Genomic DNA, 22388 nt, shown 5'->3' with positions numbered 1-22388 from the left:
CCTGCCCTCCCCTCTAGCGCCTCGCGGCGAGCGATCTGCGCAGCAGCGGAGTGAGCGGCTTCTCGACGCAACGGTTCAGCAGCTGGGCCAGCAGCAGCATCCCGGCGATCGTCAGCCCGAAGGTCGCGCAAGACGGCAGGCCCAGGCGCTGGTGCAGTACGTCGACCGCGACCCAGCCCAGGTGCTCGTGCACGAGGTAGAACGGATACGTCAAGGCGCCGGCCACCGTCAGCCAGCGCCAGTTCGCCCACCGGAAGTACCCCAGCGCTATCGCGCCGACGAGCACGAAGCCGGCCGTGACCACCGCGATGATCACCGAACCCGAGCGGTACGAGAAGAACTCCGGGCTGTCCGGGTGCCAGAGCTCCGCCACCGCGTAGTGCTGGCCGAGCAGCCAGCTCACGGCGACGATGCCCCAGGCGGTGGCGTCCCGGCGGTCGCGGTGCAGCAGATAGAGGCCCACGCCGCCGATGAAGAAGGGCGCGTACTCGGGCATCAGGACGACGTCGAGCAGCGGCTCGTTCGCGGCGTCCGCGAGGACGGCGGCCAGTGTCCACACGGCGCAGAAGAGCACGACGCGCTGCCGGCCGGCGCCGGGCAGCACGACGAACAGAGCGAACAGCGCGTAGAAGCGCAGTTCCGCCCAGAGCGTCCAGCACACGCCGAGCACGCGGTCGGCGCCGACCGGCTGCTGGAGCATGCTGAGGTTGACGAGCGCGTCGCTGGGCGAGACCGCCTCGTACGCCACCCAGGGCAGCGCGAAGACCGCCGTGACCAGCACTATGGCGGCCCAGTAGGCGGGGAAGAGCCGCGAGACGCGGGAGGCGAAGAAGGACCGCAGCGGGCGGCCCCAGCCGCTCATGCAGATCACGAAGCCGCTGATGACGAAGAAGACCTGCACCCCGAGGGAGCCGTAGGCGAACCACGCGTGGGCCGTGGGGAACTGGACCTTGGGCGAGGAGCCCCAGGCCGTGGTGATGTCACCGCCCCGGCCGCCGTAGTGGTACGCGGCGACCATCAGGGCGGCGGCCAGCCGCAGCCCGTCCAGCGCGCCCAGCCGCGCGGAGGGCGCAGGCTTGGTGTGGTGCTGCGGCTTGTCGTCGTACGTCGCAGGCTTGGAGTCGCGCGCGCCATCCGGTATGCGCGGCGGCCCGGCCAGCACGGCCTCGGCGGTGCTCATCCCACTGAGGCGTGCTTGAGCGCGGCCCGCTTCAAGGACCGCGCCCTGCGCACCACCCGCCGCAGCCCAGCACTGCGCGGAATGAACGCGAACTGCTTCGGGATCGCGCCCGGCAGCGCCAGGGTCGTCAGGCGGCGGCGCTTGAAGTAGCGCCAGGTGTGGCCGTCCAGATGCCGGGAGAGGAAGCGTTCGGCCGCCGGCCGCAGGTCGGACCGGATCTGCGGCTGCATCGCGAAGCCGACCGCCTGGAGGAGGCCCGCCAGGTCGGCCGGAGCCGGCTGCGGGGTGCCTTCCGCCAGGTCGGGCACCAGCGCGTCGACGATCGTGACCGGTACGCGGTTGCTGTTCTGGTACGGCGAGAGCCGTTCCAGCAGTACGTCGGTCCCGGTGCGGGCCACCGGGATTCCGTAGAACGTGCTCGCCGTCAGCAGCGCCGTCGAGAAGCACCCGACCACCAGCGCCGGCCGGTACCGCTGGTACAGCACCTCGGCCAGCACCGGGCTCTCCAGGACGGTGAGTTCGACCCCCAGCGTCCGCGCCTCGCGCTCCAGCATGCGTGACCAGCGGGCCGGCGCCGTGGGGTGCGGCTTGAAGACAATCTGCCGGTGGCCCCGCTCGACCGCCCCGAGCAACATCCTGACGTGGAGGTTCTCCTCCTCCTCGGCGGTGAGGATCGACAGCGCGGACAGGTACTGGCCGAGGAGGAGAGCAGAGTCGGCCGGGACCGGCAACCGCTCCTCCCCGTCGGCCAGTTCCGCGAGGACCTTCAGGAACGCCTCCGTCGGTACGAGCTCCGGCGGTACGTCGAATTCCCCCAGCAGCAGCGGAGTCAGGCCCGGCACCAGGTCCAGGTGGAGGAGGCGGCGTACGCGCGTGCCGACCAGCGGGTCGATCTTGTTGCGGGTCGGGCCGTAGCTCATGAGCCCGTCGGCGTACACCTCGATCGGCGCGTCCGTGAACAGCTGGGCGAGCGCCAGCGCCGGGTTGACCTGGATGGACTCGACGAACAGCTCCACCGTGTCGTCGCCGAGCCCCCACAGCAGCCGCAAGTGGCGTTCCCACAGTGGGATGTCGTCCGCGCGCGGCGACCAGCCGCCGGGGTGGAAGGGGGCGATGGTCTCGTTCCAGGACAGCACGCGGTCGAAGCGGCCGCGCAGCCGCTCGAAGCCCGGCATCTCGTCGAGGGCGGGCGTCGTCTCGGGCGTCGTGGTGTTGTTGCTGACGAGCAGCAGCCGCCGGGCGCCCGGCGAGAAGCAGTCGCTGTCGATCGCGGCGGCGAGCGTCGCGGCGCCGTACAGCGTGGAGGCGAAGAAGATCTGCGTGGTGGCCATCAGGCAGCGACCCCCGACGCGGCGGTCGTGCCGGGGGCCACGGGACGGCGGCGCAGCCGGCGCAGCCGCCCCGAACGCTCCATGTCCATCGAATCCAGCGCGTCCTTGAGGAAATCCTGCGGCATTCGCTTGAGGGCCGCCGTGCTCATCGTCCGCAATTTCCGTGCCACGGCCGGTTCGAACCTTTCGATACTTCCCAAGTGGTGGGAAATGATGGCGCAGTACGTACGCACCGCTTTCGGCAGAAGACGGTCCGCGTCCGGGTCCTTCGCCGTTTCCTCGATGACCTGATCGAAGGCCCGGATGAAATCGAGTTGGCGTACGTCGCCGATCTGCGTCAGCGAGGAAGCGACGCCCCGCCGGTAGAAGACCCCCAGCGTGCCGAGCGCCGCGAAGCTCTCGGCCTCCCGGTGCAGCCGCCAGATCCACGGCCGGTCCTCCGCCGTGCGCAGGCCGTCGGTGAAGTGCAGCAGCCCCCGGTCGGCGAGCCTGCGGTGGTACATGCCGGCCCAGGCGAACGCGTAGTCGACGGAGGTGGAGCGGGTGGCGGGCAGGATCGCCTCGCGCGGTGACATGACGACGCCGCGCCTGCCGTGCGGGACGCGGTGGACCGTACGCGTACGTCCGGTGCACTGCACATGGTCCGTACGGACGAAGTCGCAGCCCAGCTCCTCCATGGTGGCGAGGAGCCGCGCGTAGTGGCCGGGGGCCAGCCAGTCGTCGCCGTCGAGGAAGGTCAGGTACTCGCCGCGCGCGGCGTCGAGGCCGGTGTTGCGGGCGGTGGCCAGGCCGCCGTTGGTTTCGTGTCTGACCAGGACCGCCCCCGGGAGGTCGCGCTCGGCGCGCTGGAGGATCTCCGGCGTTCCGTCGCTCGAACAGTCGTCGACGAGGATGAACTCGAAGTCCTCGCGTGCGTTCGCGGCGAGGCTTCGAAGGGTGTCTGGGGCGTATGTCTGCACGTTGAAGAACGGCACGACGACAGAGAGCTTGACCACCTGCGTGACGCTAGGGCGCACCGCGGCATTCGTTGCGACCGCCGGAGAGATGGCGGGTGAACGAAGAATGGCGGAATGGTTAACCTGCCTTTTCTGCAAGGGCCGACGCCGATCGTCGATGTGCTGTTAACCGTTTGTTGCGGCTGAGTTGGGCCGTCAATCGGAATGCGTGCCTAACTTCGTCGATGTGCCAGCAAGTACCAGCAAAACCCTGCGGATCGCCGTGATCGCCGATTCCGATACGCGATGGAAATGGGGCGCCCTCACCGCCCGCCGTATCGCGCCGGAAGCCGAAATCGGCGGATTCCTGTTGCGCGGCCGGGCCACCCCCACACCGCGCCAGCTCGCCGAGGTCGGCGTGCCGGTCGACGGTGTGCGCGAGGTGACCGCCGCGGAATTCATCGGCGAGATCGAGCACGAGGCGTACGACGTCGTCCTGCTCGCCCTCGTCGGCGGCGCCGTACAGGCGATGCTGCACGGACTCGCGCCGCTGTGGCCGGACACCGGCCGCCGGCCCGTCATCGGCACCGGTTACGTCGGCGTCGTCTACGAGAAGCTCGCCGACGGGCTGCTGCTGCGCCACGGCGCGGACATCGTCATCGCCAACTCCCGCCACGACGCGGAACGTTTCCGCGCGGTGTACGAGGGTGTGGGCGCGGACGCGTCGGCGGTCACGGAGGCCGCGCTGCCGTTCCTGGGCGGCGACAGCTACACGGGTACGGACACCCGCACCGTCGTCTTCGCCGCCCAGCCCTCCGTGCCGCAGTCCCGCGCCGACCGCTCGTACCTGCTGCGCCGCCTGGTCCAGCACGCCCGGCTGCATCCCGGCCGTGAGGTGCTGCTCAAGCTCCGCAGCAAGCCGGGCGAGCACACCACGCACATCGAGGAGCTGCCCTACCAGAAGCTGGCGGCCCGTATCGAAGGCGGCCCGCCCCCCAACTTCCGGCTCGTCTACGGACACATGGGCGAGGTCCTGGACCGCACCGACCTCCTCGTCACGGTCAGCTCGACCGCCGCCCTGGAGTCTCTGCACCGCCGCATCCCGACCGCCGTCCTCACCGACCTGGGCGTGCGCGAGGTCCTCGGCAACCACCACTTCCTCGGCTCCGGGTGCCTCGCCTCCTGGGACCAGCTGGACGCCGGTCACCGGCCGCGGGCGGACGAGGAGTGGCTGGCGGGCCAGGGAGTGGCGGCGGACGGCTCGTACGGGACGGCCTTCGACGCCGTACGTAAACGAGTCACCGCACTCCTGGAGCGCCCCGGCCTGCCGCCGATCGCCCCCTACTACACCTCCGCCACCGCGCCGGGCTATCTCCCCGGCGTCCTCGCCCGCCACCGCCTCGACGGCACCCGGACCACCACCACCGATGTCACCGGCGTACGCCGCGTCCTGCGCGACGCCGTACGGGAGGCGGCGCGCGGGGCGTACCGCCACGGGGTGCAGCGCGTGGCCCCCGTCATCCGCCGCATGGGAGAACTATGAGCAGCCGGCCGCAGACCGACACCGACACCGCGTCCGTACGCCGCGTCCTGGCCGTCATCCCCGCCCGCGGCGGCTCCAAGGGCGTACCGGCGAAGAACCTCGCCCCGGTCGGGGGCGTGCCGCTGGTGGCGCGCGCCGTACGGGCGTGCCTGGGCGCCGGCCGGGTCACGGACGTCGTGGTCTCCACGGACGACCCCGCCATCGCGGCGGCGGCGCGCGGCGCGGGCGCCGAAGTGGCGCTGCGCCCGGCGGACATAGCGGGGGACACGGCGACCAGCGAGGCGGCCGTACTGCACGCCCTGGACACCCACGAGGCGCTGCACGGCGCGGTGGTGGACGTGGTGCTGCTGGTGCAGTGCACAAGCCCGTTCCTGACGAGCGAGGACGTCGACGGCGTCTGCGCGGCGGTCGTCGAGGACGGCGCCGACACGGCCCACACGGTGGCCCCCTTCCACGGCTTCGTCTGGCGGGAAGGGGACGCAGGGGACACAGCCACCGGCGTCAACCACGACAAGAGCTTCCGGCCCCGCCGTCAGGACCGGCCGCAGGACTTCCTGGAGACCGGGGCGGCGTACGCCATGGACGCCGCCGGATTCCGGAAGGCCGGGCACCGCTTCTTCGGACGGACCGCGCTCGTCGTCACGGACCCGGCCCGCGTCCTGGAGATCGACGACCCGCACGACCTGGCCCGCGCCCGCGCCCTCGCGCCGCTGCTGGATCCGCAAGCCACCGACCTCCCGACCCGCGACGACATCGACGCCGTCGTCATCGACTTCGACGGCACCCAGACCGACGACCGGGTGCTGATCGACTCCGAAGGACGCGAACTCGTCGCCGTGCACCGCGGCGACGGACTCGGCATCGCGGCCCTGCGCAACGCGGGGCTCAAGCTGCTGATCCTGTCCACGGAACAGAACGCGGTCGTCGCCGCACGGGCCCGCAAGCTGCGCGTCCCCGTGCTCCACGGCATCGACCGCAAGGACCTCGCCCTCAAGCAGTGGTGCGAGGAGCAGGGCGTCGCGCCCGAGCGCGTGCTCTACGCCGGAAACGACGTCAACGACCTGTCCTGCCTGGCCCTCGTCGGCTGGCCGGTGGCGGTCGCCAACGCCCACGACACGGTCCGCGGCGCCGCCCGCGCCGTCACGACCATCCCCGGCGGCGACGGAGCGATCCGCGAGATCGCCGCCTGGATCCTCGGCCCCTCCCTTACCCCCACCCCGTAACGCACATCCCCCCTCCGTAAGGAAATGAAAGACATGAGCACCAACTCCCGCCTGCGCACCCTCGGTTCCAAGACCGCGGGCCCCGGCCACCCCGTCTACGTCACCGGTGAGATCGGCATCAACCACAACGGCGACATCGAGAACGCCTTCGCGCTCATCGACGCCGCCGCCGACGCCGGCTGCGACGCGGTCAAGTTCCAGAAGCGCACCCCGGAGATCTGCACGCCGCGCGACCAGTGGGACATCGAGCGCGACACCCCGTGGGGCCGGATGACGTACATCGACTACCGCCACCGCGTCGAGTTCGGCGAGGACGAGTACCGCGCCATCGACGAGCACTGCAAGAAGCGCGGCATCGACTGGTTCGCCTCCCCGTGGGACACCGAGGCCGTCGCGTTCCTGGAGAAGTTCGACGTACCGGCCCACAAGGTCGCCTCCGCGTCCCTCACGGACGACGAGCTGCTGCGCTCGCTGCGCGCCACCGGCCGCACGGTCATCCTCTCCACCGGCATGTCGACGCCGCGGCAGATCCGCCACGCCGTGGAGGTGCTGGGCAGCAGCAACATCCTGCTCTGCCACGCCACTTCGACGTACCCGGCCAAGGCCGAGGAGCTCAACCTCCGGGTGATCAACACCCTCCAGGCCGAGTACCCCAATGTCCCGATCGGCTACAGCGGCCACGAGACCGGCCTCCAGACGACCCTGGCCGCCGTCGCCCTCGGCGCCGCCTTTGTCGAGCGCCACATCACCCTCGACCGCGCCATGTGGGGCTCCGACCAGGCCGCCTCCGTCGAGCCCGGCGGCCTGACCCGCCTGGTCCGTGACATCCGCACCATCGAGGCCTCCCTCGGTGACGGCGTCAAGAAGGTGTACGAGTCCGAGCTCGGCCCGATGAAGAAGCTGCGCCGGGTCGCGGGCGTCGTCGCCGAGGGCGCCGACCGCGAGCCCGTCGCGGTCTGACGGACAGACCCGACGGACGAACGGTCGTAGTCGCCGTGAACGGCACCGTTCCTAAACAGTGTCCAGGAGTGAGTCTTGGACCCACGTCCTGGAACTGTGCGCATCCCGAACGGTGTTGGATGCGCTGGTCACCCGCGTTCTCGTTCCCTCCGTCCGGCGGCGTGCATCGTGTGCACGCTCCGTGACGGGGTGGCGGGGTTCCTCGCGCCCTCGGATACCGCGGTCGGCCTGGACGGTCCGATGCCCACGACGATCACTCTGGTCGTCGTGGGGCGGTGCCGTCCGTCGCCGGATCGGGTGCCCGAGGGCGCGCCTGCCAATCGCCACCGAAGCGGCGTCATGGCGAGTCATTGTGCGGTTTGTGCTGGCCAGGGGCTTACGCCAGTGTTGGTCGCCCCACATCGAGGTGTATGCCGGATCGACTGCGACGATCGAGATGCCCAGCTCGGCGGCCATGGAGACGATGCGGGCCTTGAGCTTGCCGGTGGGCATGCCGGAGATCAGCTGCCGGAACCTTCTGCGCCGGCCGTGCTTTTCGCGGGTCTTCTCCGCGGTGAAGTCCAGGTTCTCGATACCGATCGCGGTCGCGCCGGTCTGCTTCGTCCAGTGCAGGAGCTGAGTGAGTGCGTGGCGGATCTGGGCGTCGCGGTGATCAGCCGCCCCGGACAGGTCGTAGGAGAACCGCTTGGGATCGCCGACAGGGTTGCCGTGCGCATCGAGCCGGTAGGCGGCGAAGTGGTCGGCGTTCGTATCGACGCCGACCATGCCCTTGGTGCGGGCTGTGGCCAGCGGGATCGTCTGGACGACCGGGCGTTGCCAGGAAGCGGTGAGGTACCAGCGTCCGCGTTGCACGTCGAGGTGGATGCGGTAGGCGACGGCCTGGTTCGCGCTGATGCGGTCGGCCCACTCTGCGCCCCGGTGCTGGAACGCGACCTTGGAGGCGAGGACGTACCGGCCGTGCTTCGCGTTCGCCAGGTCGGCCAGCGGGGCCGGGAGCTTGATGCTGACTTCGCCGTCGGGGTTGACGCGGATCGTCTCGTTCCCGAAGCGCTTGCCGGACTCGCCGTCAGCGGCCAGGAACCAGCGTTCCGCCTCCCAATGCTGACGCCACTGGGTCTCGGTGAGCTGCGCTGCCTGGAGATTGTGCCGGGTATTGAGGAGTCGCCGGCCACCGCGCACTACATGCACGACACCGGCCTCACGGTCTGCACGGGCCGCATCGAGCCGGTGTTTCAGAACCGTCAGGCGGCGCGTCTTGTGGAACCACTCGCCCTCGGACCGGTAGCCGCCCGGAGCCCGCTTGCTGCCCTTCTCCCCGATCGGCAGGGAGAGGCGGTGCATCAGCGTCTGCACACCGGCCTCAAGGCCCTGGATGTGCGCGATCTGACAGCGCCGGGAAAGCGCCCACTGGTCGTGGGTCGCCTTCGTGATGCTTCCGGCCCAGCGCGAGGAGCACTCTTCGGTCAGTTCCCGCTTGCGGGCCGCCCAGGTCTCGTTGGAGTGCTCCAGGCCATCTACGCAACGCTGCTTGAGGTCCTGCGATGCGAGGCGCCCAAGGTGCTCGCCGACCAGCCGCAACACCTTCTCGTCCTCGACGGTGAGGTGCTTGAGCCGGTCGCGTATCGCCACACCGGACGGACCGAGGGCGACGAACGGATCATCGATGGTTCGCAGCTGCTTCTTGTCAGTCATCGGCAGCCGCTGCCTCAAGGGCCTTCTTCGCGCGGTTTTTCGCCGAGCGGCCGCCGTACAGGCGGGCACAGAACGAGGTCACAACCTCCACCATGTCGCGCACCAGGTCGTCTTCGGCCTCGCCGTCTTCCAGCACCACCAGGCGGCGGCCGGTGGCGGACAGGGCGGCTTCGACGAGTTCGACGTTCATGCAGCCGAGGCGGTCCTTGCGCTCCACCACCACGGTGGTCACCACCGGGTCGGCCAGCAGGCGACGGGCCTTGGTACGGGCGCCGTTCACCCCCGAGGCGATCTCGGATTCGACCCGCACGACCTTGTGTCCGGCCTTGGCGGCCCACGCCGACAGCCGAGCCGTCTGCCGCTCCAGGTCGGCCTTCTGATCACGGGAGGAGACACGGGCATACAGACCCAGCCCACCAGTCACAGAAGGTGAAGTGTTCGCGTCCATGTTCACCAGGATCGTGCGCGGCCCCACTCGCTTGGCAGGGACCGGCAACGTGCCCTCACGGAACCAGCGGTAGGCGGTACGCGGGGCGATCCCCTGCGCGCGCGCCCATTCAGTCAGATTCACACACGAGATCATACATCACTTGTGATACCTAAAGGACACTCATGGACACTCATTTGGGAGTAGTTCCAACCCCCGCCACCGGGCCTCCAGGGACGCTCGCCTTCGTCGAGAGCCCGGTCCAGCTCCTGAACGTCCTGGAGTGGGCCCACGCGAAGGCTGATCCGAAAACGAACGACCTCACGGTCGTCGTCCTGTCACCCACCGACCCCATGACCCGCGGCCAGCTGCGGCGCATGGCGGAGCTCGCGCGCCACGAAGGCATGCGGGTGCGGTGGGAGGAGGCCCGGGGCGGGGCGGGGGCGCCGTTCCAGACCATCGGCGGGCTGGCGTCGGCCCTGCGCCGGGCGCGCCGCGTAGTGATCGGGGACCCGTTCTCGCGGTACGTACAGCTGCTGCTGACGATCACCCGCGCCCGTGATCTGGTCGTCGTCGACGACGGCACGGCCACCATGGAGTTCGTCGCCCAGCTCACCGGCGGCGAGCGCCTGGAGCGCTGGCACCGGCGCGGCGGCCGCCGGGGGCCGCGCGATCTGGTCTTCGGGCCGGTTTCGGCGATCGCGCGCCGCCGCCTCACCCCGTCCGGCGCCCGCACCGTCGAGGTCTTCACCGCGATGCCCCTGGGAGAGGCCCCGGGGATCACCGTCACCGCCAACGACTTCGGCTGGACGCGCGCCCGCTTCGGCCCGCCCCGCATCTCGCGGGGCGCCGACCTCGTCGGTACGTCGCTGGTCGAGACCGGCGTCGTCGACCCGGACCGGTACGTCGAGGCGGTCACCGCCCTGGCCCGCGCCCACGGGGCCACCCGCTACTTCGCCCACCGCCGGGAGAGCGCGGACAAGCTGCACCGCCTGGCCGTCGAGACGGGCCTGGAGATCGTCCGCCCCGACCTGCCGCTGGAGCTGATAGCCCGGCGCGGCCCGATCGGCCGCCTGATCCTGAGCTTCCCGTCCACCGTGGTCCACACGCTCCCCCTCGCCCTCGCGGGCACAGGCGTACAGGTCGCGGTCTGCGACGTGAACCCCCTGTGGCTGCGGGAGACGGCTTCGCCGCGCGCCCAGGGCTTCCTGTCGGGCGTCACGACCACGGCGCGCGACGTCCAGCGCCTGCCCGCGCTGGGGCAAATGTCTACTTAGTCACGTATGTGACCTTGCCCACGTGGATCACGCGTCCGGTCGGCGCCCGAGCGCGCCCGCGAACGGACCCGCTGGAGGGAAAAACACCAGGCCGGCACGGGGACGAGGAGCGGCGGAGCATACCCGCCCCCAGCGACGCTTATGCGCCCCGGAACCAGATTCTTTTCCCCTATGCGGCTGAAATTTCGTTGATCGCTGGTTAGTTACCCCCATAAGACGCCTACTCTTTCAGGGATGAGCCAGCTGATCTGCGAGTCCGAAGAAGCAGCCCTGCCGGTGGCGCCCCAGCTCCCCGGCACGCTGCACGAGAGCCTGCGCCGTGAGCTGATCGCCTTCCGTCGCGACCTGCACATGCACCCGGAGCTCGGCAACCAGGAATTCCGCACCACGGCCGCGATCAAGGCCCGCCTGGAGCAGGCAGGCCTCACGCCGCGTGTGCTGCCCTCCGGCACTGGACTCATCTGTGACATCGGCACCGGCGCGGCCGGCTGGGACGGCGTACGCCCGATGCTGGCCCTGCGCGCCGACATCGACGCGCTCCCCATCCCGGACACCAAGACGGACGTGCCGTACCGCTCCACGGTCCCGGACCGCGCGCACGCGTGCGGCCACGACGTGCACACCACGGTGGTGCTCGGCGCCGGCCTCGTCCTGGCCGAGCTGGACCGCCAGGGCGTGCTGATGCATCCGGTACGGCTGATCTTCCAGCCGGCCGAGGAAATGATGCCCGGCGGCGCGCTCGGCGTGATCGAGGCCGGTGGGCTCGACGGCATCGGCCGGATCATCGCGGTGCACTGCGACCCCAAGGTCGACGCGGGCCGCATCGGTCTGCGTACGGGCCCGATCACCTCGGCCTGCGACCGCATCGAAATCACGCTGGACGGGCCCGGCGGCCACACCGCCCGCCCGCACCTCACTACCGACCTGGTCACGGCCGTCTCGAGGGTCGCCACCGACGTGCCGGCGCTGATCGCCCGCCGCGTCGACGCGCGCGCCGGCCTGGCGGTGACCTGGGGCCGCATCGAGTCCGGTCACGCCTGCAACGTCATCCCGCAGCGCGCCGTCCTCGCCGGCACCGTCCGCTGCCTGGACCTCCAGGCGTGGCACGAGGCGCCGGACCTGGTCCATGCCGCCGTCGACGAGGTCGCGACCCTGCACGGCGCCAAGTCGGTGATCAACTACGTGCGCGGCGTCCCGCCGGTCGTGAACGAGCACGACGTCACCGAACTGCTCGTCGCCGCCATGACCGCCAGGCGGGGACTGCACTCGATCGAGGACACCGAGCAGAGCCTGGGCGGCGAGGACTTCTCGTGGTACCTGGAGCAGGTTCCCGGCGCGATGGCCCGCCTGGGCGTACGCACACCGGGTGACACGGCCCGGCGTGACCTGCATCGTGGTGATTTCGACGTGGATGAGGCCGCGATCGAGGCCGGCGTCGAACTCTTCACCGCTGCCGCGCTGCTTGACGAGCACCGTTCGTAATCAGCCACGGCGCCTTCCGTTCACGACGATCCGATAACAGCTGTCGTACGGTCGCTTATCCGGCATCTACGCGCGTTACGATCGCGGCGAAACCAGCGCCGGCAGAGGCGCTTCGGTCAGGTTGAAGGAGCCCTCCCTTGCGCCGCGTAACCAGGATCGCCACTGTGGCCATCGCGTCCACAGCCCTCGCAGTTTCCGCCACCGCGTGTGGCAAGACGTCCGACTCCGCTTCCGGCACGAAGGAACCCAGCGCCGCCATCGCGTACGACATCGGCGGCCGGGGCGACCAGTCCTTCAACGACGCGGCCTACGCCGGTCTGTCGAAGGCCGAGAAGGAACTCGACATCAAGGGCAACGACCAGGAGCCCTCCGAGGGCGAGTCGGACGCCGACAAGGTCCAGCGCCTCACCGAGCTGGCCCGTACCGGCAACAACCCGGTGATCGGTGTCGGCTTCGCCTACGCCCCGGCCATCAAGAAGGTCGCGCCGAACTTCCCGAAGACCACCTTCGGCATCATCGACGACACCTCGGTGACCGGTAAGAACATCGCGAACATGGTCTTCAACGAGGAGCAGGGCTCCTACCTCGCCGGAGTCGCCGCCGCCAAGGCCACCAAGACCGACAAGGTCGGCTTCATCGGCGGTGTCGAGGTCCCGCTGATCAAGAAGTTCGAGGCGGGCTTCGCCCAGGGCGTCAAGGACACCAAGCCCGGCGTCCAGGTGCTCAAGCAGTACCTGACGCAGCCGCCGAACTTCGACGGCTTCTCCAAGCCCGACCTCGGCAAGGCCGCAGCTGAGGGCCAGCTCGACAAGGGCGCCGACGTGATCTACCACGCCGCGGGCCTCGCGGGCTCCGGCTCGATCGAGGCGGCCGCCAACCAGGGCAAGTGGGCCATCGGTGTCGACTCGGACCAGTACAAGCAGCCCGGCCTGGCGAAGTACAAGGACAAGATCCTGACCTCGGTCACCAAGGACGTCTCCGACGCGGTCTACAACCTGATCAAGTCGGTCAAGGACGGCAAGCCGCAGTCCGGTGAGGTCCGCTACGGCCTCGAAGAGGACGGCGTCGCCCTCTCCGACTCCAACCCGGAGTACAAGAAGATGACGGACCTCGTCGCCGCCGTCGACAAGGCGAAGGCCGACATCATCGCCGGCAAGATCAAGGTCAAGACCGCGCCGTAAGGCCGGCCGGCCACGACGACGCGAGACCCGGGGGCCGGGGAGGCGGTTTTCCGCCGCCTCTCCGGCCCCGGGCCGCATCCGAATAAGCCCGCATCGCCCCGTCTTTTTGATATTTGGCAGTGCTACGCGCGTAGACACTCTCGCAGCACGATAGTTTCGCCGCGCCCCAGCCTCCCTGCCTCCCGCTCCTTTCCGCCAAGGAGAGTGCGTCATCAACGCGTCCAGCCCGCCCCCCGCCGTAGAACTGCACGGCATCACCAAGCGCTTCCCCGGCGTCGTCGCCAACCACGACATCGACATCACCATCCGCAAGGGCACCGTGCACGCCCTCGTCGGTGAGAACGGTGCCGGAAAGTCGACCCTGATGAAGATCCTCTACGGCATGCAGAAGCCGGACGAGGGCACCATCACCATCGACGGGGAGCAGGCCACCTTCCACAGCCCCGCCGACGCCATCGCACGCGGCATCGGCATGGTGCACCAGCACTTCATGCTGGCCGACAACCTCACCGTCCTGGAGAACGTCGTTCTCGGCGGCGAGAAGCTGTACGGCATCGGCGCCAAGGCCCGTAACAAGATCAAGGAGATCTCCCAGGCGTACGGACTGAACGTGCGGCCCGACGCCCTGGTCGAGAACCTGGGCGTGGCCGACCGCCAGCGCGTGGAGATCCTCAAGGTCCTCTACCGCGGCGCCCGCATCCTCATCCTCGACGAGCCGACCGCCGTCCTGGTCCCGCAGGAGGTCGACGCGCTCTTCGCCAACCTCCGCGAGCTCAAGTCCGAGGGCCTGACGGTCATCTTCATCTCGCACAAGCTGGGCGAGGTCCTGTCGGTCGCCGACGACATCACCGTCATCCGGCGCGGTACGACCGTGGGCACCGCCGACCCGAAGAAGACCACCACCAAGCAGCTCGCCGAGCTGATGGTCGGCACCGAACTCCCGTCGCCCGAGACCCGCGAGTCGACGGTCACCGACGTACCGATGCTCCGCATCCAGGACCTCCACCTGAACGCCATCGACCCCGACGGCGCCGTACGCGAGGTGCTGGCCGGGATCGACTTCACCATCCACAAGGGCGAAGTCCTCGGCATCGCGGGCGTCGAGGGCAACGGCCAGGCGGAACTCGTCGAGACGATCATGGGTCTGCGCACCCCCGACGGCGGCGCCATCACCCTCGACGACACCGACATCTCCCGCGCGCCCACCCGCAAGCGCCGCGAGCGCGGCATCGGCTACATCCCCGAGGACCGCCACCGGCACGGCCTGCTGCTGGAAGCGCCGCTGTGGGAGAACCGCATCCTCGGCCACGTCACCGAGGAGCCCAACTCCAAGCGCGGGCTGCTCGACCTGAAGGCGGCCCGCGCCGACACCGAACGGATCGTGCGCGAGTACGACGTCCGTACGCCCGGTATCGAGGTCACCGCGGCCTCCCTGTCCGGCGGCAACCAGCAGAAGCTGATCGTCGGCCGCGAGATGAGCCACGCCCCCAAGCTGCTCATCGCCGCGCACCCCACGCGCGGTGTGGACGTCGGCGCGCAGGCGCAGATCTGGGACCAGATCCGCGAAGCACGCCGCGAGGGACTGGCCGTACTGCTGATCTCCGCCGACCTGGACGAGCTCATCGGGCTCTCCGACACCCTGCGGGTCATGTACCGCGGCCGCCTGGTCGCGGACGCCGACCCGGCCACCATCACCCCGGAGGAGCTGGGCTCGGCCATGACCGGCGCCGCCAGCGGTCATCTGGAGCACGCCCCGGAGGACGAGGCCTGATGAAGAAATTCGACAAGGACCGGCTGATTCTGGGCCTCGCCGGCCCAGTGCTCGCGCTGGTCGTCGCCATCGCGCTCACCTCGGTGGTGCTGCTCGCCTCGGGCCGCGACCCGTTCGAGCCGTACACGCTGATGGTCGAGAGCGCGCAGTACGCCGACATCCAGGTGCTCATCCTGAACCAGGCCGGCACGTACTACCTGGCGGCGCTCGCCGTGGCCATCGGCTTCCGGATGAACCTGTTCAACATCGGCGTCGACGGCCAGTACCGGCTCGCCGCGATGATGGCGGCCCTGGCCGGCGCCGCCGTCGAGCTGCCGGGTCCGCTGCACGTCGCGATGATCGTGATCGTCGCGATGCTGACCGGTGCCTTCTGGGCGGGTATCGCGGGTGTGCTCAAGACCCTGCGCGGGGTGAGTGAGGTCGTCTCCACGATCATGCTCAACGCGATCGCCACCAGCCTCATCGCCTGGCTCATCCTCACCGACAACTTCGGTGTGCAGCTGCCGGGTTCCAACGACCTCACCACGGGTGAGATCGCGGAGTCCGGCTGGTTCCCGAGCGTCAGCATGGGTGACGGCGGCGAGATCTATGGCTTTACGTTCGTCGCCTTCGCACTCGGCGTCGTCTACTGGTTCATCCTCAACCGCACCCGCTTCGGCTTCGACCTGCGCGCCACCGGCGCCAGCGAGAGCGCCGCCGCGGCCTCCGGTGTCGACGCCAAGAAGATGATCCTCACCGCGATGCTCATCTCGGGCGGCGTCGCCGGTCTCGCCGGTATGCCGACGCTGCTGGGCGACACCCACACGTACAGCCTCAGCTTCCCGACCGGAATCGGCTTCACGGGCATCACCATCGCCCTGCTCGGCCGCAACAACCCGGTCGGCATCTTCTTCAGCGCACTGCTGATCGCGTTCCTGGACAAGGCGTCCGCCGCGCTCGACCAGTACGGCTACGAAAAAGAAATCGCCACGATCATGCAGGGCCTGATCGTGATCGCGGTCGTCGTCAGTTACGAACTCGTCCGCCGTTACGGGCTCCGCCGCCAGCAGCAGAAGGTGGGCGAGGAGCTCGCCGCAGCCGCCCGCAAGAACCGTGAGGAGGTGGCGGCGTAATGAGTACCAGCACTGTCTCCGCCGTGAGCGCGGCGCCGAAGAAGAGCGCCCGCCGCAAGCTGTCCGTACCCGTCATCCTGCTGATCATCGCGGGCGGTCTCGCCCTGATCTCGCTGGTCCGCCTCATCAGCGGCGCCGACGACCTGACCTCGGTCGGCCAGGTCTCCGGCGCGCTCCAGCTCGCCATCCCGATCGGCCTCGCCGGTCTCGGCGGCCTGTGGGCCGAGCGCGCGGGCGTCGTCAACATCGGCCTCGAAGGCATGATGATCCTGGGCACCTGGTTCGGCGCGTACGCCGGCTACCAGTGGGGCCCGTGGACGGGTGTCGCCTTCGGCATCCTCGGCGGCGCCATCGGCGGTCTGCTGCACGCGATCATCACGGTCACCTTCGGCGTGAACCACATCGTCTCCGGTGTGGCCATCAACATCCTGGCCGTGGGCGCCACCCGCTACCTGTCCAACTTCACCTTCGACAAGGTCGAGGGCGGCTCCTCCAAGCAGTCCCCGCGCATCGACGAGATCACCAAGGTCACCGTCCCAGGACTGTCCGACTGGCTACAGGACATCCAGGGCAAACACTGGTTCTTCATCTCCGACGTCGCCGGCGTCCTCGGCGGCCTGCTCACCAACCTCTCCCTGCTGACGATCTTCGCGCTGCTCCTGATCCCGGCGACCATCTGGATCCTGTGGCGTACGGCGTTCGGCCTGCGGCTGCGCTCCTGCGGTGAGAACCCGATGGCCGCCGAGTCCCTCGGCGTGAACGTCTACAAGTACAAGTACATCGCCGTCGTCGTCTCCGGCGGCCTGGCCGGCCTCGCGGGCGCCTTCCTCGCCATCGTCGCGACCGGCATCTACCAGGAGGGCCAGACCGGCGGCCGCGGCTACATCGGCCTCGCCGCGATGATCTTCGGCAACTGGATGCCGGGCGGAATGGCGCTCGGCGCGGGCCTCTTCGGCTTCACCGACAGCCTCAAGCTGCGCGGCGGCGCCGAGAACGTCCACGCGATGCTGCTCCTGCTGGCGATCCTGCTGCTGCTCGTGGTGTTCTGGCAGGTGTACAAGAAGAAGTACCTGCCCGCGGCGATCTCCGCCGTGGCCGCCGTGCTCCTCTTCACCTGGTACGCGTTCACCGACGAGGTCCCGAGCCAGTTCGTGGACGCCGCGCCCTACATCACCACGCTGCTCGTCCTGGCGCTGTCCGCGCAACGGCTGCGGATGCCCAAGGCCAACGGCATGCCGTACCGGAAGGGCCAGGGCAAATGACGGACGCCGCGGTACCAGCCGACTGGGAAGCCCTGCGGGAGGCGGCGCGTGAGGCCATGTCCCATGCGTACGCCCCGTACTCGGGCTTCCCGGTCGGCGCCGCGGCCCTCGTCGACACCGGCCGCATCGTCACCGGCTGCAACGTGGAGAACGCCTCGTACGGCCTCTCCCTGTGCGCCGAATGCGGCCTCGTCTCGCAGCTCAACGCCACCGGCGGCGGCCGCCTGACGCACTTCACCTGCGTCGACGGCCGGGGCGAAAACCTGATGCCGTGCGGCCGCTGCCGCCAGCTGCTGTACGAATTCGGCGGCCCGGCGCTTTTGCTCGACACGTCAGCGGGCATCCGTACGCTCGCCCACATGCTCCCCGACGCCTTCGGCCCCCAGCACCTGGCGCCCGGCACCCCGGAAGGAACCCGATAAACCCCATGGACGTCATCTCCGTCATCCGGACCAAGCGCGACAAGGGCGAACTGAGCCCCGAGCAGATCGACTGGGTCATCGACGCCTACACGCGCGGTGAGGTCGCCGACGAGCAGATGTCAGCGCTCGCGATGGCGATCCTGCTCAACGGCATGAACCGCGTCGAGATCGCCCGCTGGACCGCAGCGATGATCAACTCGGGCGAGCGCATGAACTTCGCGCAGCTCTCCCGCCCCACCGCCGACAAGCACTCCACGGGCGGCGTGGGCGACAAGATCACGCTGCCCCTCGCCCCCCTGGTCGCGGCCTGCGGCGCGGCCGTACCCCAGCTCTCGGGCCGGGGCCTCGGCCACACCGGCGGCACGCTCGACAAGCTGGAGTCGATCCCCGGCTGGCGTGCGCTGCTCTCCAACGAGGAGATGCTGCACGTCCTCGAATCCACCGGCGCGGTCATCTGCGCGGCGGGCGACGGTCTGGCCCCGGCCGACAAGAAGCTGTACGCCCTGCGCGACGTCACCGGCACGGTCGAAGCGATCCCCCTGATCGCGTCCTCCATCATGTCGAAGAAGATCGCCGAGGGTACGGGCTCGCTCGTCCTGGACGTGAAGGTCGGCTCCGGCGCCTTCATGAAGAACATCGAGGACGCCCGCGAGCTCGCCGCCACCATGGTGGGCCTGGGCACCGACCACGGCGTACGCACGGTGGCACTGCTCACCGACATGACGACGCCGCTGGGCCTCACGGCGGGCAACGCCCTCGAAGTCCGCGAGTCGGTCGAGGTCCTGGCGGGCGGCGGCCCGGCCGACGTCGTCGAACTCACCCTCGCGCTCGCCCGCGAAATGCTCGACGCGGCCGGCCTGAAGGACGCCGACCCGGCCAAGGCACTGGCCGACGGCTCCGCGATGGACGTCTGGCGCCGCATGATCGTGGCCCAGGGCGGCGACCCGGACGCGGCCCTCCCGGTCGCCCGCGAGCAGCACGTGGTCCACGCCTCCGAGTCCGGCGTCCTCACCACCCTCGACGCGTACGCCGTGGGCGTCGCGGCCTGGCGCCTCGGCGCGGGCCGCGCGCGCAAGGAGGACCAGGTCCAGGCGGGCGCGGGCATCGAACTCCACGCCAAGCCGGGCGACAAGGTCACCGCGGGCCAGCGCCTGATGACCCTGCACACGGACACCCCGGAGAAGTTCGAGTACGCCCTCGAAGCACTGAACGGCGGGGTCCTGACGGCCCCCGAGGGCACGGAGTTCACCCCGAACCCGATCGTGCTGGGCCGCATCGCCTGACACGTAACGACATGCACGACCGAGCGGGACCGGTGGAAGCCACCGGTCCCGCTCTTCTCGTCCACGTCCTCCACCGATGAGTTACAGCCGCGGCCCCGGTCTCCCTGATGTGGATGCCACGATGCCGGCCGTTCTCGTCGTCGTCGGCCGGGTGACCCCGGCCGACGTCCCTCGTCTGTGCGACGAACTCGACAGCCTGCTGTACGAGTCCGGGGCCACCGAGGTCATCTGTGACGTCACCGGACTGACCCACCCGGACCTCACCGCCGTCGACGCCCTGGCCCGCCTGCGGCTCACCGCCCGCAAAGCAGGCTGCCGGCTGCGGCTGTGCGGCGCCCGCCAGGACCTGCTGATGCTGCTGCGCCTGGTGGGCCTCAGCGACGTCGCCTAGGCCCGAGGCAGGACAAGCAGGACGGCCAGCGCGATGAGCAGCGAATCGATCCTGTCCAGGAGGCCGCCGGAGCCGGGCAGCCAGCGGCCGGCGTCCTTGGCCCGCGCACCTCTCTTGATCATGGATTCGAGAAGGTCGCCGGCCGGGCCGCCGACCGCCACCGCGACCGCCATCGGCCAGCTCAGCGCGGACAGTACGGCGAGCGCGCCGAGGCCGGCGGCGGCCCCCGCCAGAGTGCCGCTCCACCGCTTGGCCGGCGACAGTGGCGACAGCCGTGGCCCGCCCAGCCCCCGACCGGCGAAGTACGCCACGATGTCGGCGACCGAGACCGCCACGAACAACGCCAGCGCGCTCGCCCCGAGCGGCACCAGCGCGGCCGTCACACTCAGCCAGGCCAGCCCCAGCAGGCCGGCGCCGAGCCGGCGCAGGCCATGATCGGCGTCGCCCGCCAGGAGCGGCACCGCGGCCACCGCGAGTGCCCCGGCCGCGACCGCCCGGAGCACCTGTCCGGGCGCCAGCCAGGCGGCCAGCACCACGCCCACCACCGCCGCGGCGAGCACCACCCGGTCGACCCGGCCCAGCCGCATCAGCCCGCCGTACTCCATCACGGCGATCACCCCGACCACGATGGCGACAGCCGCGGCGCCCGGGCGGCCCAGCCAGAACGCACCGGTGACCAGCGGCACTCCGACCGCCCAGGCGCACCACCGGATCACCAGCTCACGGCGCCGGGACGCTGCCACCGCGAGGCCGCCCAGGACCAGCGCCCCACCGAGGTGGGGCGCCAGGGAGGCGACGGTGATCACCGAGCGGATCCGGCGGCGGAAGTGACCGCGGGCATCGCGACGAGCGAGTCCGAATCCGTCCCCAGCACCTCCAGGGCGGCCCGACACGCGGCCACGATGCGCGCGTTCTCGGCGGTGTCCCTGACCGCGATACGCACGGTCCGCCCCCGGTACTCCGGCGACAACGGCGACAGGTCGCGCAGGTAGACGTCGTGGCGGCGGCACTCGTTCACCAGTTGCGCGGCACTCGGCCCGCCGGCCGGCAGGGTCACGGTGAGGAAGTTCGCCACGCCCTCCTCGACCACCACGGCCCCGTCCAGCCCGGCGAGTCCGTCCAGGTCCCCGGCCAGCTGCCGGCGCAGCGCGTGGGTGCGAAGCCAGCAGCCGCGGTAGTGGGCCGGGTCGCGCAGGGCTGCCACCGCGGCCAGTTGCGCCGGGAGGCTCACCGGCCAGGGTGGCGTCCATCGGCGCAGCCGCCCGGCGGTCACCGGGTCGGCCACCAGATACGCGGCCCGCATGCCGGACAGCGCGTACATCTTCGACAGCGAGGTGCAGACCACCACCCGCGGATCCGTCGCGGCGAGCTGGGCGAGCGACTCGGCCAGGTCGACATAGCCCAGGTACGCCTCGTCGATCCACCAGCGGGTGCTGTCCGCAGCGGCGGCGATCACCGAGCGCAGCTCGGCGGCCGGCGCGTGGCGTCCGGTCGGGTTGTTCGGGTTGACCACCACCACGAGGTCGTAGCGACCGGATTCGACGGCAGCGGACAGCCGGGCCGGATCGATCCGCCAGCCGTCCTCACGGCGCAGCCGGAACCGGTCCACCCGGCAACCGATCACCTTCTCCGTGACGTGGGCATACTCGCCGTATCCCGGGTCTGTCAGAAGCACCCTGCTCTCCGGGGTCAGCCACTGGCCGAACGCCCTGAAGATCAGGTCGGAGGAACCGGCACCCACCGCGAGCGTCTCCACGGGCAGCGCCCGGGCCGCGGCGATTTCCGCCAACAGGCCCTCGGCGCCGCTCGGCGGCGATGTCCGGGCGGCCCAGTCCGGATCCTCCGCCAGCGCCGCCCGCACTCCGGGAGCCGGCGGGAACCAGGCGTCCAGCACGTCGGCCGCGACCACCTGATGGCGTCGGTGCAGGCTGCGGAAGTCCGTGCCGATGGCGGTGAACGAGGCGCCGCCGTGTTCGCAGCCGTCCGGCCGGGGCGCGAACGGCACGTCCAGCCGCCAGTCCACTTCGGACCTCAGACGCTCCAACGTCGTGCCGTAACGGTCCATCGTGACCTCTCTCAGCCCGGCCACGTCGCCGGTCAGCACCTCGAACGTCAGCGCACCGCTGTGGACCGTACGGCCGACCGGGCGCAGGCCGACGGCGAGGTACATGTCGAGCAGCTCGCTGCGCCCCATCGCCACCACCCGGCGCCCGCCCCGGGCGGCGATCCAGCGCAGCGCCGCGTACATCAGCAGTGGCGCCGCCGCGGTGGTCCGCCAGCGCGGTTCAACGGTGAGGACGCGCACCTCGAACAGGTCGCCGTCGGTCAGCAGCGGCAGCTCGTCTCGGGTCAGGTACTTGTCCAGCGCGTACCGCCCCAACCAGGGCGGAGTCAGGCTGACAAAGCCGATCCGGGCCGCTCCTCGCGCCGCGACCAGGTAGACGTTGTCGCCGTCCAGCCCGTCGCGAAGCCGCCCGGCCGGATCCGGCGCATGCTGGCCCAGCTCCTCCGCGTACACCCGGTGACGCAGTTCGTAGATCCACTCCAGATCCTCAGGAGTGGCAGCGCGCAGCTGCAGGCCCATGGGCACCTCTTTCAACACGGCGGGGGGCCAGGCCATCGTGGGGAACGGGGACCGGCCGCGTCAGGGCCGGGCGACGCAGTCAGCCTGAGTACGCGTACTCAGGCGCGGCAGTCCCACCCGTGGCAGCGATTCCGCTTACCGGGCCCTGCGGCGCGATCACCCGATGGGTTATTTCCGCAAAAGCAGAGAACGCCTGTTGACGCAAGTCAATGCCCCTGAAGAGGCGTCCCGGCCATAAGGCTCCAAATGGCCGAACAGGCGAGTCCAGCGTGATTTTCCAACCGGCTTTCTGACAAAGTTCACTCCTGATTTTGTCAACTTGTTTCAAAGCC

General features: G+C 70.2%; 19 protein-coding genes. 12 read left to right on the top strand and 7 right to left on the bottom strand.

The features are described 5' to 3' along the window. Positions 1–13: 13 nt before the first annotated feature. Genes J7E96_RS02605 through J7E96_RS02595 form a run of 3 tightly spaced genes read right to left on the bottom strand, consistent with a single transcriptional unit; the run spans position 14 to position 3506 of the window. Positions 14–1180 (bottom strand): acyltransferase, encoded by a 1167-nt coding sequence (locus J7E96_RS02605; RefSeq protein ID WP_215126999.1) that lies wholly within the window; start codon positions 1178–1180, stop codon positions 14–16. Beyond that, positions 1177–2511 carry an alpha-2,8-polysialyltransferase family protein gene (locus tag J7E96_RS02600; RefSeq protein ID WP_215126997.1) on the bottom strand — a complete coding sequence of 445 codons (1335 nt, stop codon included), beginning with the start codon at positions 2509–2511 and terminating at the stop codon, positions 1177–1179. Before J7E96_RS02600 ends, J7E96_RS02605 begins: the two co-directional genes overlap by 4 nt. Continuing rightward, on the bottom strand, positions 2511–3506 hold the full coding sequence (locus J7E96_RS02595; RefSeq protein ID WP_215126995.1) for a glycosyltransferase family 2 protein: 996 nt from the start codon (positions 3504–3506) through the stop codon (positions 2511–2513). Before J7E96_RS02595 ends, J7E96_RS02600 begins: the two co-directional genes overlap by 1 nt. A gap of 187 nt (positions 3507–3693) precedes the next feature. Here J7E96_RS02595 and J7E96_RS02590 point away from each other — a divergent pair, with 187 nt between their 5' ends. The 3 genes from J7E96_RS02590 to J7E96_RS02580 are packed head-to-tail and all read left to right on the top strand — an operon-like array spanning position 3694 to position 7172. Then, complete coding sequence (locus tag J7E96_RS02590) at positions 3694–4989, top strand: DUF6716 putative glycosyltransferase (RefSeq protein ID WP_215126993.1); 1296 nt, start codon at positions 3694–3696, stop codon at positions 4987–4989. Beyond that, on the top strand, positions 4986–6212 hold the full coding sequence (locus J7E96_RS02585) for an acylneuraminate cytidylyltransferase (RefSeq protein WP_215126991.1): 1227 nt from the start codon (positions 4986–4988) through the stop codon (positions 6210–6212). The genes J7E96_RS02590 and J7E96_RS02585 overlap by 4 nt, the downstream gene beginning before the upstream one ends. 33 nt (positions 6213–6245) lie before the next feature. Continuing rightward, complete coding sequence (locus tag J7E96_RS02580) at positions 6246–7172, top strand: N-acetylneuraminate synthase family protein (RefSeq protein ID WP_215126989.1); 927 nt, start codon at positions 6246–6248, stop codon at positions 7170–7172. A gap of 51 nt (positions 7173–7223) precedes the next feature. On the opposite strand, the gene J7E96_RS02575 is transcribed toward J7E96_RS02580, so the two are convergent. Continuing rightward, positions 7224–8864: a transposase gene (locus J7E96_RS02575; RefSeq protein WP_215126987.1), complete on the bottom strand. Its 1641-nt coding sequence runs from the start codon at positions 8862–8864 to the stop codon at positions 7224–7226. Further along, positions 8857–9435, bottom strand: coding sequence for an IS607 family transposase (locus tag J7E96_RS02570; RefSeq protein ID WP_215126985.1), 579 nt, complete (start codon positions 9433–9435; stop codon positions 8857–8859). The genes J7E96_RS02575 and J7E96_RS02570 overlap by 8 nt, the downstream gene beginning before the upstream one ends. 53 nt (positions 9436–9488) lie before the next feature. Between J7E96_RS02570 and J7E96_RS02565 the strand changes: the two genes are divergently transcribed. From J7E96_RS02565 to J7E96_RS02525, 9 genes are all read left to right on the top strand, one after another. Then, positions 9489–10568: a hypothetical protein gene (locus tag J7E96_RS02565; protein WP_251069286.1), complete on the top strand. Its 1080-nt coding sequence runs from the start codon at positions 9489–9491 to the stop codon at positions 10566–10568. Positions 10569–10802: 234 nt separating this feature from the next. Next, positions 10803–12050 carry an amidohydrolase gene (locus tag J7E96_RS02560; RefSeq protein ID WP_215126982.1) on the top strand — a complete coding sequence of 416 codons (1248 nt, stop codon included), beginning with the start codon at positions 10803–10805 and terminating at the stop codon, positions 12048–12050. Between the two features lie 137 nt (positions 12051–12187). Next, on the top strand, positions 12188–13231 hold the full coding sequence (locus J7E96_RS02555) for a BMP family protein (RefSeq protein ID WP_215126981.1): 1044 nt from the start codon (positions 12188–12190) through the stop codon (positions 13229–13231). Between the two features lie 211 nt (positions 13232–13442). Beyond that, entirely contained in the window at positions 13443–15002 is a 1560-nt protein-coding gene (locus J7E96_RS02550) for an ABC transporter ATP-binding protein (RefSeq protein WP_374196633.1), read from the top strand. Next, entirely contained in the window at positions 15002–16114 is a 1113-nt protein-coding gene (locus tag J7E96_RS02545) for an ABC transporter permease (protein WP_215126979.1), read from the top strand. Before J7E96_RS02550 ends, J7E96_RS02545 begins: the two co-directional genes overlap by 1 nt. Continuing rightward, positions 16114–17376, top strand: coding sequence for an ABC transporter permease (locus J7E96_RS02540; RefSeq protein ID WP_215126977.1), 1263 nt, complete (start codon positions 16114–16116; stop codon positions 17374–17376). The genes J7E96_RS02545 and J7E96_RS02540 overlap by 1 nt, the downstream gene beginning before the upstream one ends. Next, positions 17373–17798 carry a cytidine deaminase gene (locus J7E96_RS02535; RefSeq protein WP_215126975.1) on the top strand — a complete coding sequence of 142 codons (426 nt, stop codon included), beginning with the start codon at positions 17373–17375 and terminating at the stop codon, positions 17796–17798. Before J7E96_RS02540 ends, J7E96_RS02535 begins: the two co-directional genes overlap by 4 nt. 5 nt (positions 17799–17803) lie before the next feature. After that, positions 17804–19081: a thymidine phosphorylase gene (locus tag J7E96_RS02530; RefSeq protein ID WP_215126973.1), complete on the top strand. Its 1278-nt coding sequence runs from the start codon at positions 17804–17806 to the stop codon at positions 19079–19081. A 76-nt stretch (positions 19082–19157) separates the two neighbouring features. Then, on the top strand, positions 19158–19472 hold the full coding sequence (locus J7E96_RS02525; RefSeq protein WP_215126971.1) for an STAS domain-containing protein: 315 nt from the start codon (positions 19158–19160) through the stop codon (positions 19470–19472). Here the strand turns inward: J7E96_RS02525 and J7E96_RS02520 are convergent. Together J7E96_RS02520 and J7E96_RS02515 are read right to left on the bottom strand one after the other, a co-directional pair. Further along, the gene (locus J7E96_RS02520; protein ID WP_215126969.1) at positions 19469–20278 is read right to left on the bottom strand and encodes a phosphatidate cytidylyltransferase; all 810 of its coding nucleotides are present in this window, start codon (positions 20276–20278) and stop codon (positions 19469–19471) included. The genes J7E96_RS02525 and J7E96_RS02520 overlap by 4 nt on opposite strands. Further along, on the bottom strand, positions 20275–22056 hold the full coding sequence (locus J7E96_RS02515; RefSeq protein WP_251069285.1) for a histidinol-phosphate transaminase: 1782 nt from the start codon (positions 22054–22056) through the stop codon (positions 20275–20277). The genes J7E96_RS02520 and J7E96_RS02515 overlap by 4 nt, the downstream gene beginning before the upstream one ends. Positions 22057–22388 lie beyond the last annotated feature (332 nt).

The sequence above is a fragment of the Streptomyces sp. ISL-96 genome (genome assembly GCF_018614035.1).
Taxonomy (GTDB): domain Bacteria; phylum Actinomycetota; class Actinomycetes; order Streptomycetales; family Streptomycetaceae; genus Streptomyces.
The sequence above is the reverse complement of the archived record's forward strand: the minus strand, read 5'-3'. Positions and strand labels throughout refer to the sequence as shown.

Excerpts from the sequence above, each read along its gene's own strand:
- J7E96_RS02605 (WP_215126999.1), bottom strand. The coding sequence starts at position 1,180 with ATGAGCACCGCCGAGGCCGTGCTGGCCGGGCCGCCGCGCATACCGGAT.
- J7E96_RS02600 (WP_215126997.1), bottom strand. The coding sequence starts at position 2,511 with ATGGCCACCACGCAGATCTTCTTCGCCTCCACGCTGTACGGCGCCGCG.
- J7E96_RS02585 (WP_215126991.1), top strand. The coding sequence starts at position 4,986 with ATGAGCAGCCGGCCGCAGACCGACACCGACACCGCGTCCGTACGCCGC.
- J7E96_RS02580 (WP_215126989.1), top strand. The coding sequence starts at position 6,246 with ATGAGCACCAACTCCCGCCTGCGCACCCTCGGTTCCAAGACCGCGGGC.
- J7E96_RS02575 (WP_215126987.1), bottom strand. The coding sequence starts at position 8,864 with ATGACTGACAAGAAGCAGCTGCGAACCATCGATGATCCGTTCGTCGCC.
- J7E96_RS02560 (WP_215126982.1), top strand. The coding sequence starts at position 10,803 with ATGAGCCAGCTGATCTGCGAGTCCGAAGAAGCAGCCCTGCCGGTGGCG.
- J7E96_RS02545 (WP_215126979.1), top strand. The coding sequence starts at position 15,002 with ATGAAGAAATTCGACAAGGACCGGCTGATTCTGGGCCTCGCCGGCCCA.
- J7E96_RS02540 (WP_215126977.1), top strand. The coding sequence starts at position 16,114 with ATGAGTACCAGCACTGTCTCCGCCGTGAGCGCGGCGCCGAAGAAGAGC.
- J7E96_RS02535 (WP_215126975.1), top strand. The coding sequence starts at position 17,373 with ATGACGGACGCCGCGGTACCAGCCGACTGGGAAGCCCTGCGGGAGGCG.
- J7E96_RS02530 (WP_215126973.1), top strand. The coding sequence starts at position 17,804 with ATGGACGTCATCTCCGTCATCCGGACCAAGCGCGACAAGGGCGAACTG.
- J7E96_RS02525 (WP_215126971.1), top strand. The coding sequence starts at position 19,158 with ATGAGTTACAGCCGCGGCCCCGGTCTCCCTGATGTGGATGCCACGATG.
- J7E96_RS02515 (WP_251069285.1), bottom strand. The coding sequence starts at position 22,056 with ATGGGCCTGCAGCTGCGCGCTGCCACTCCTGAGGATCTGGAGTGGATC.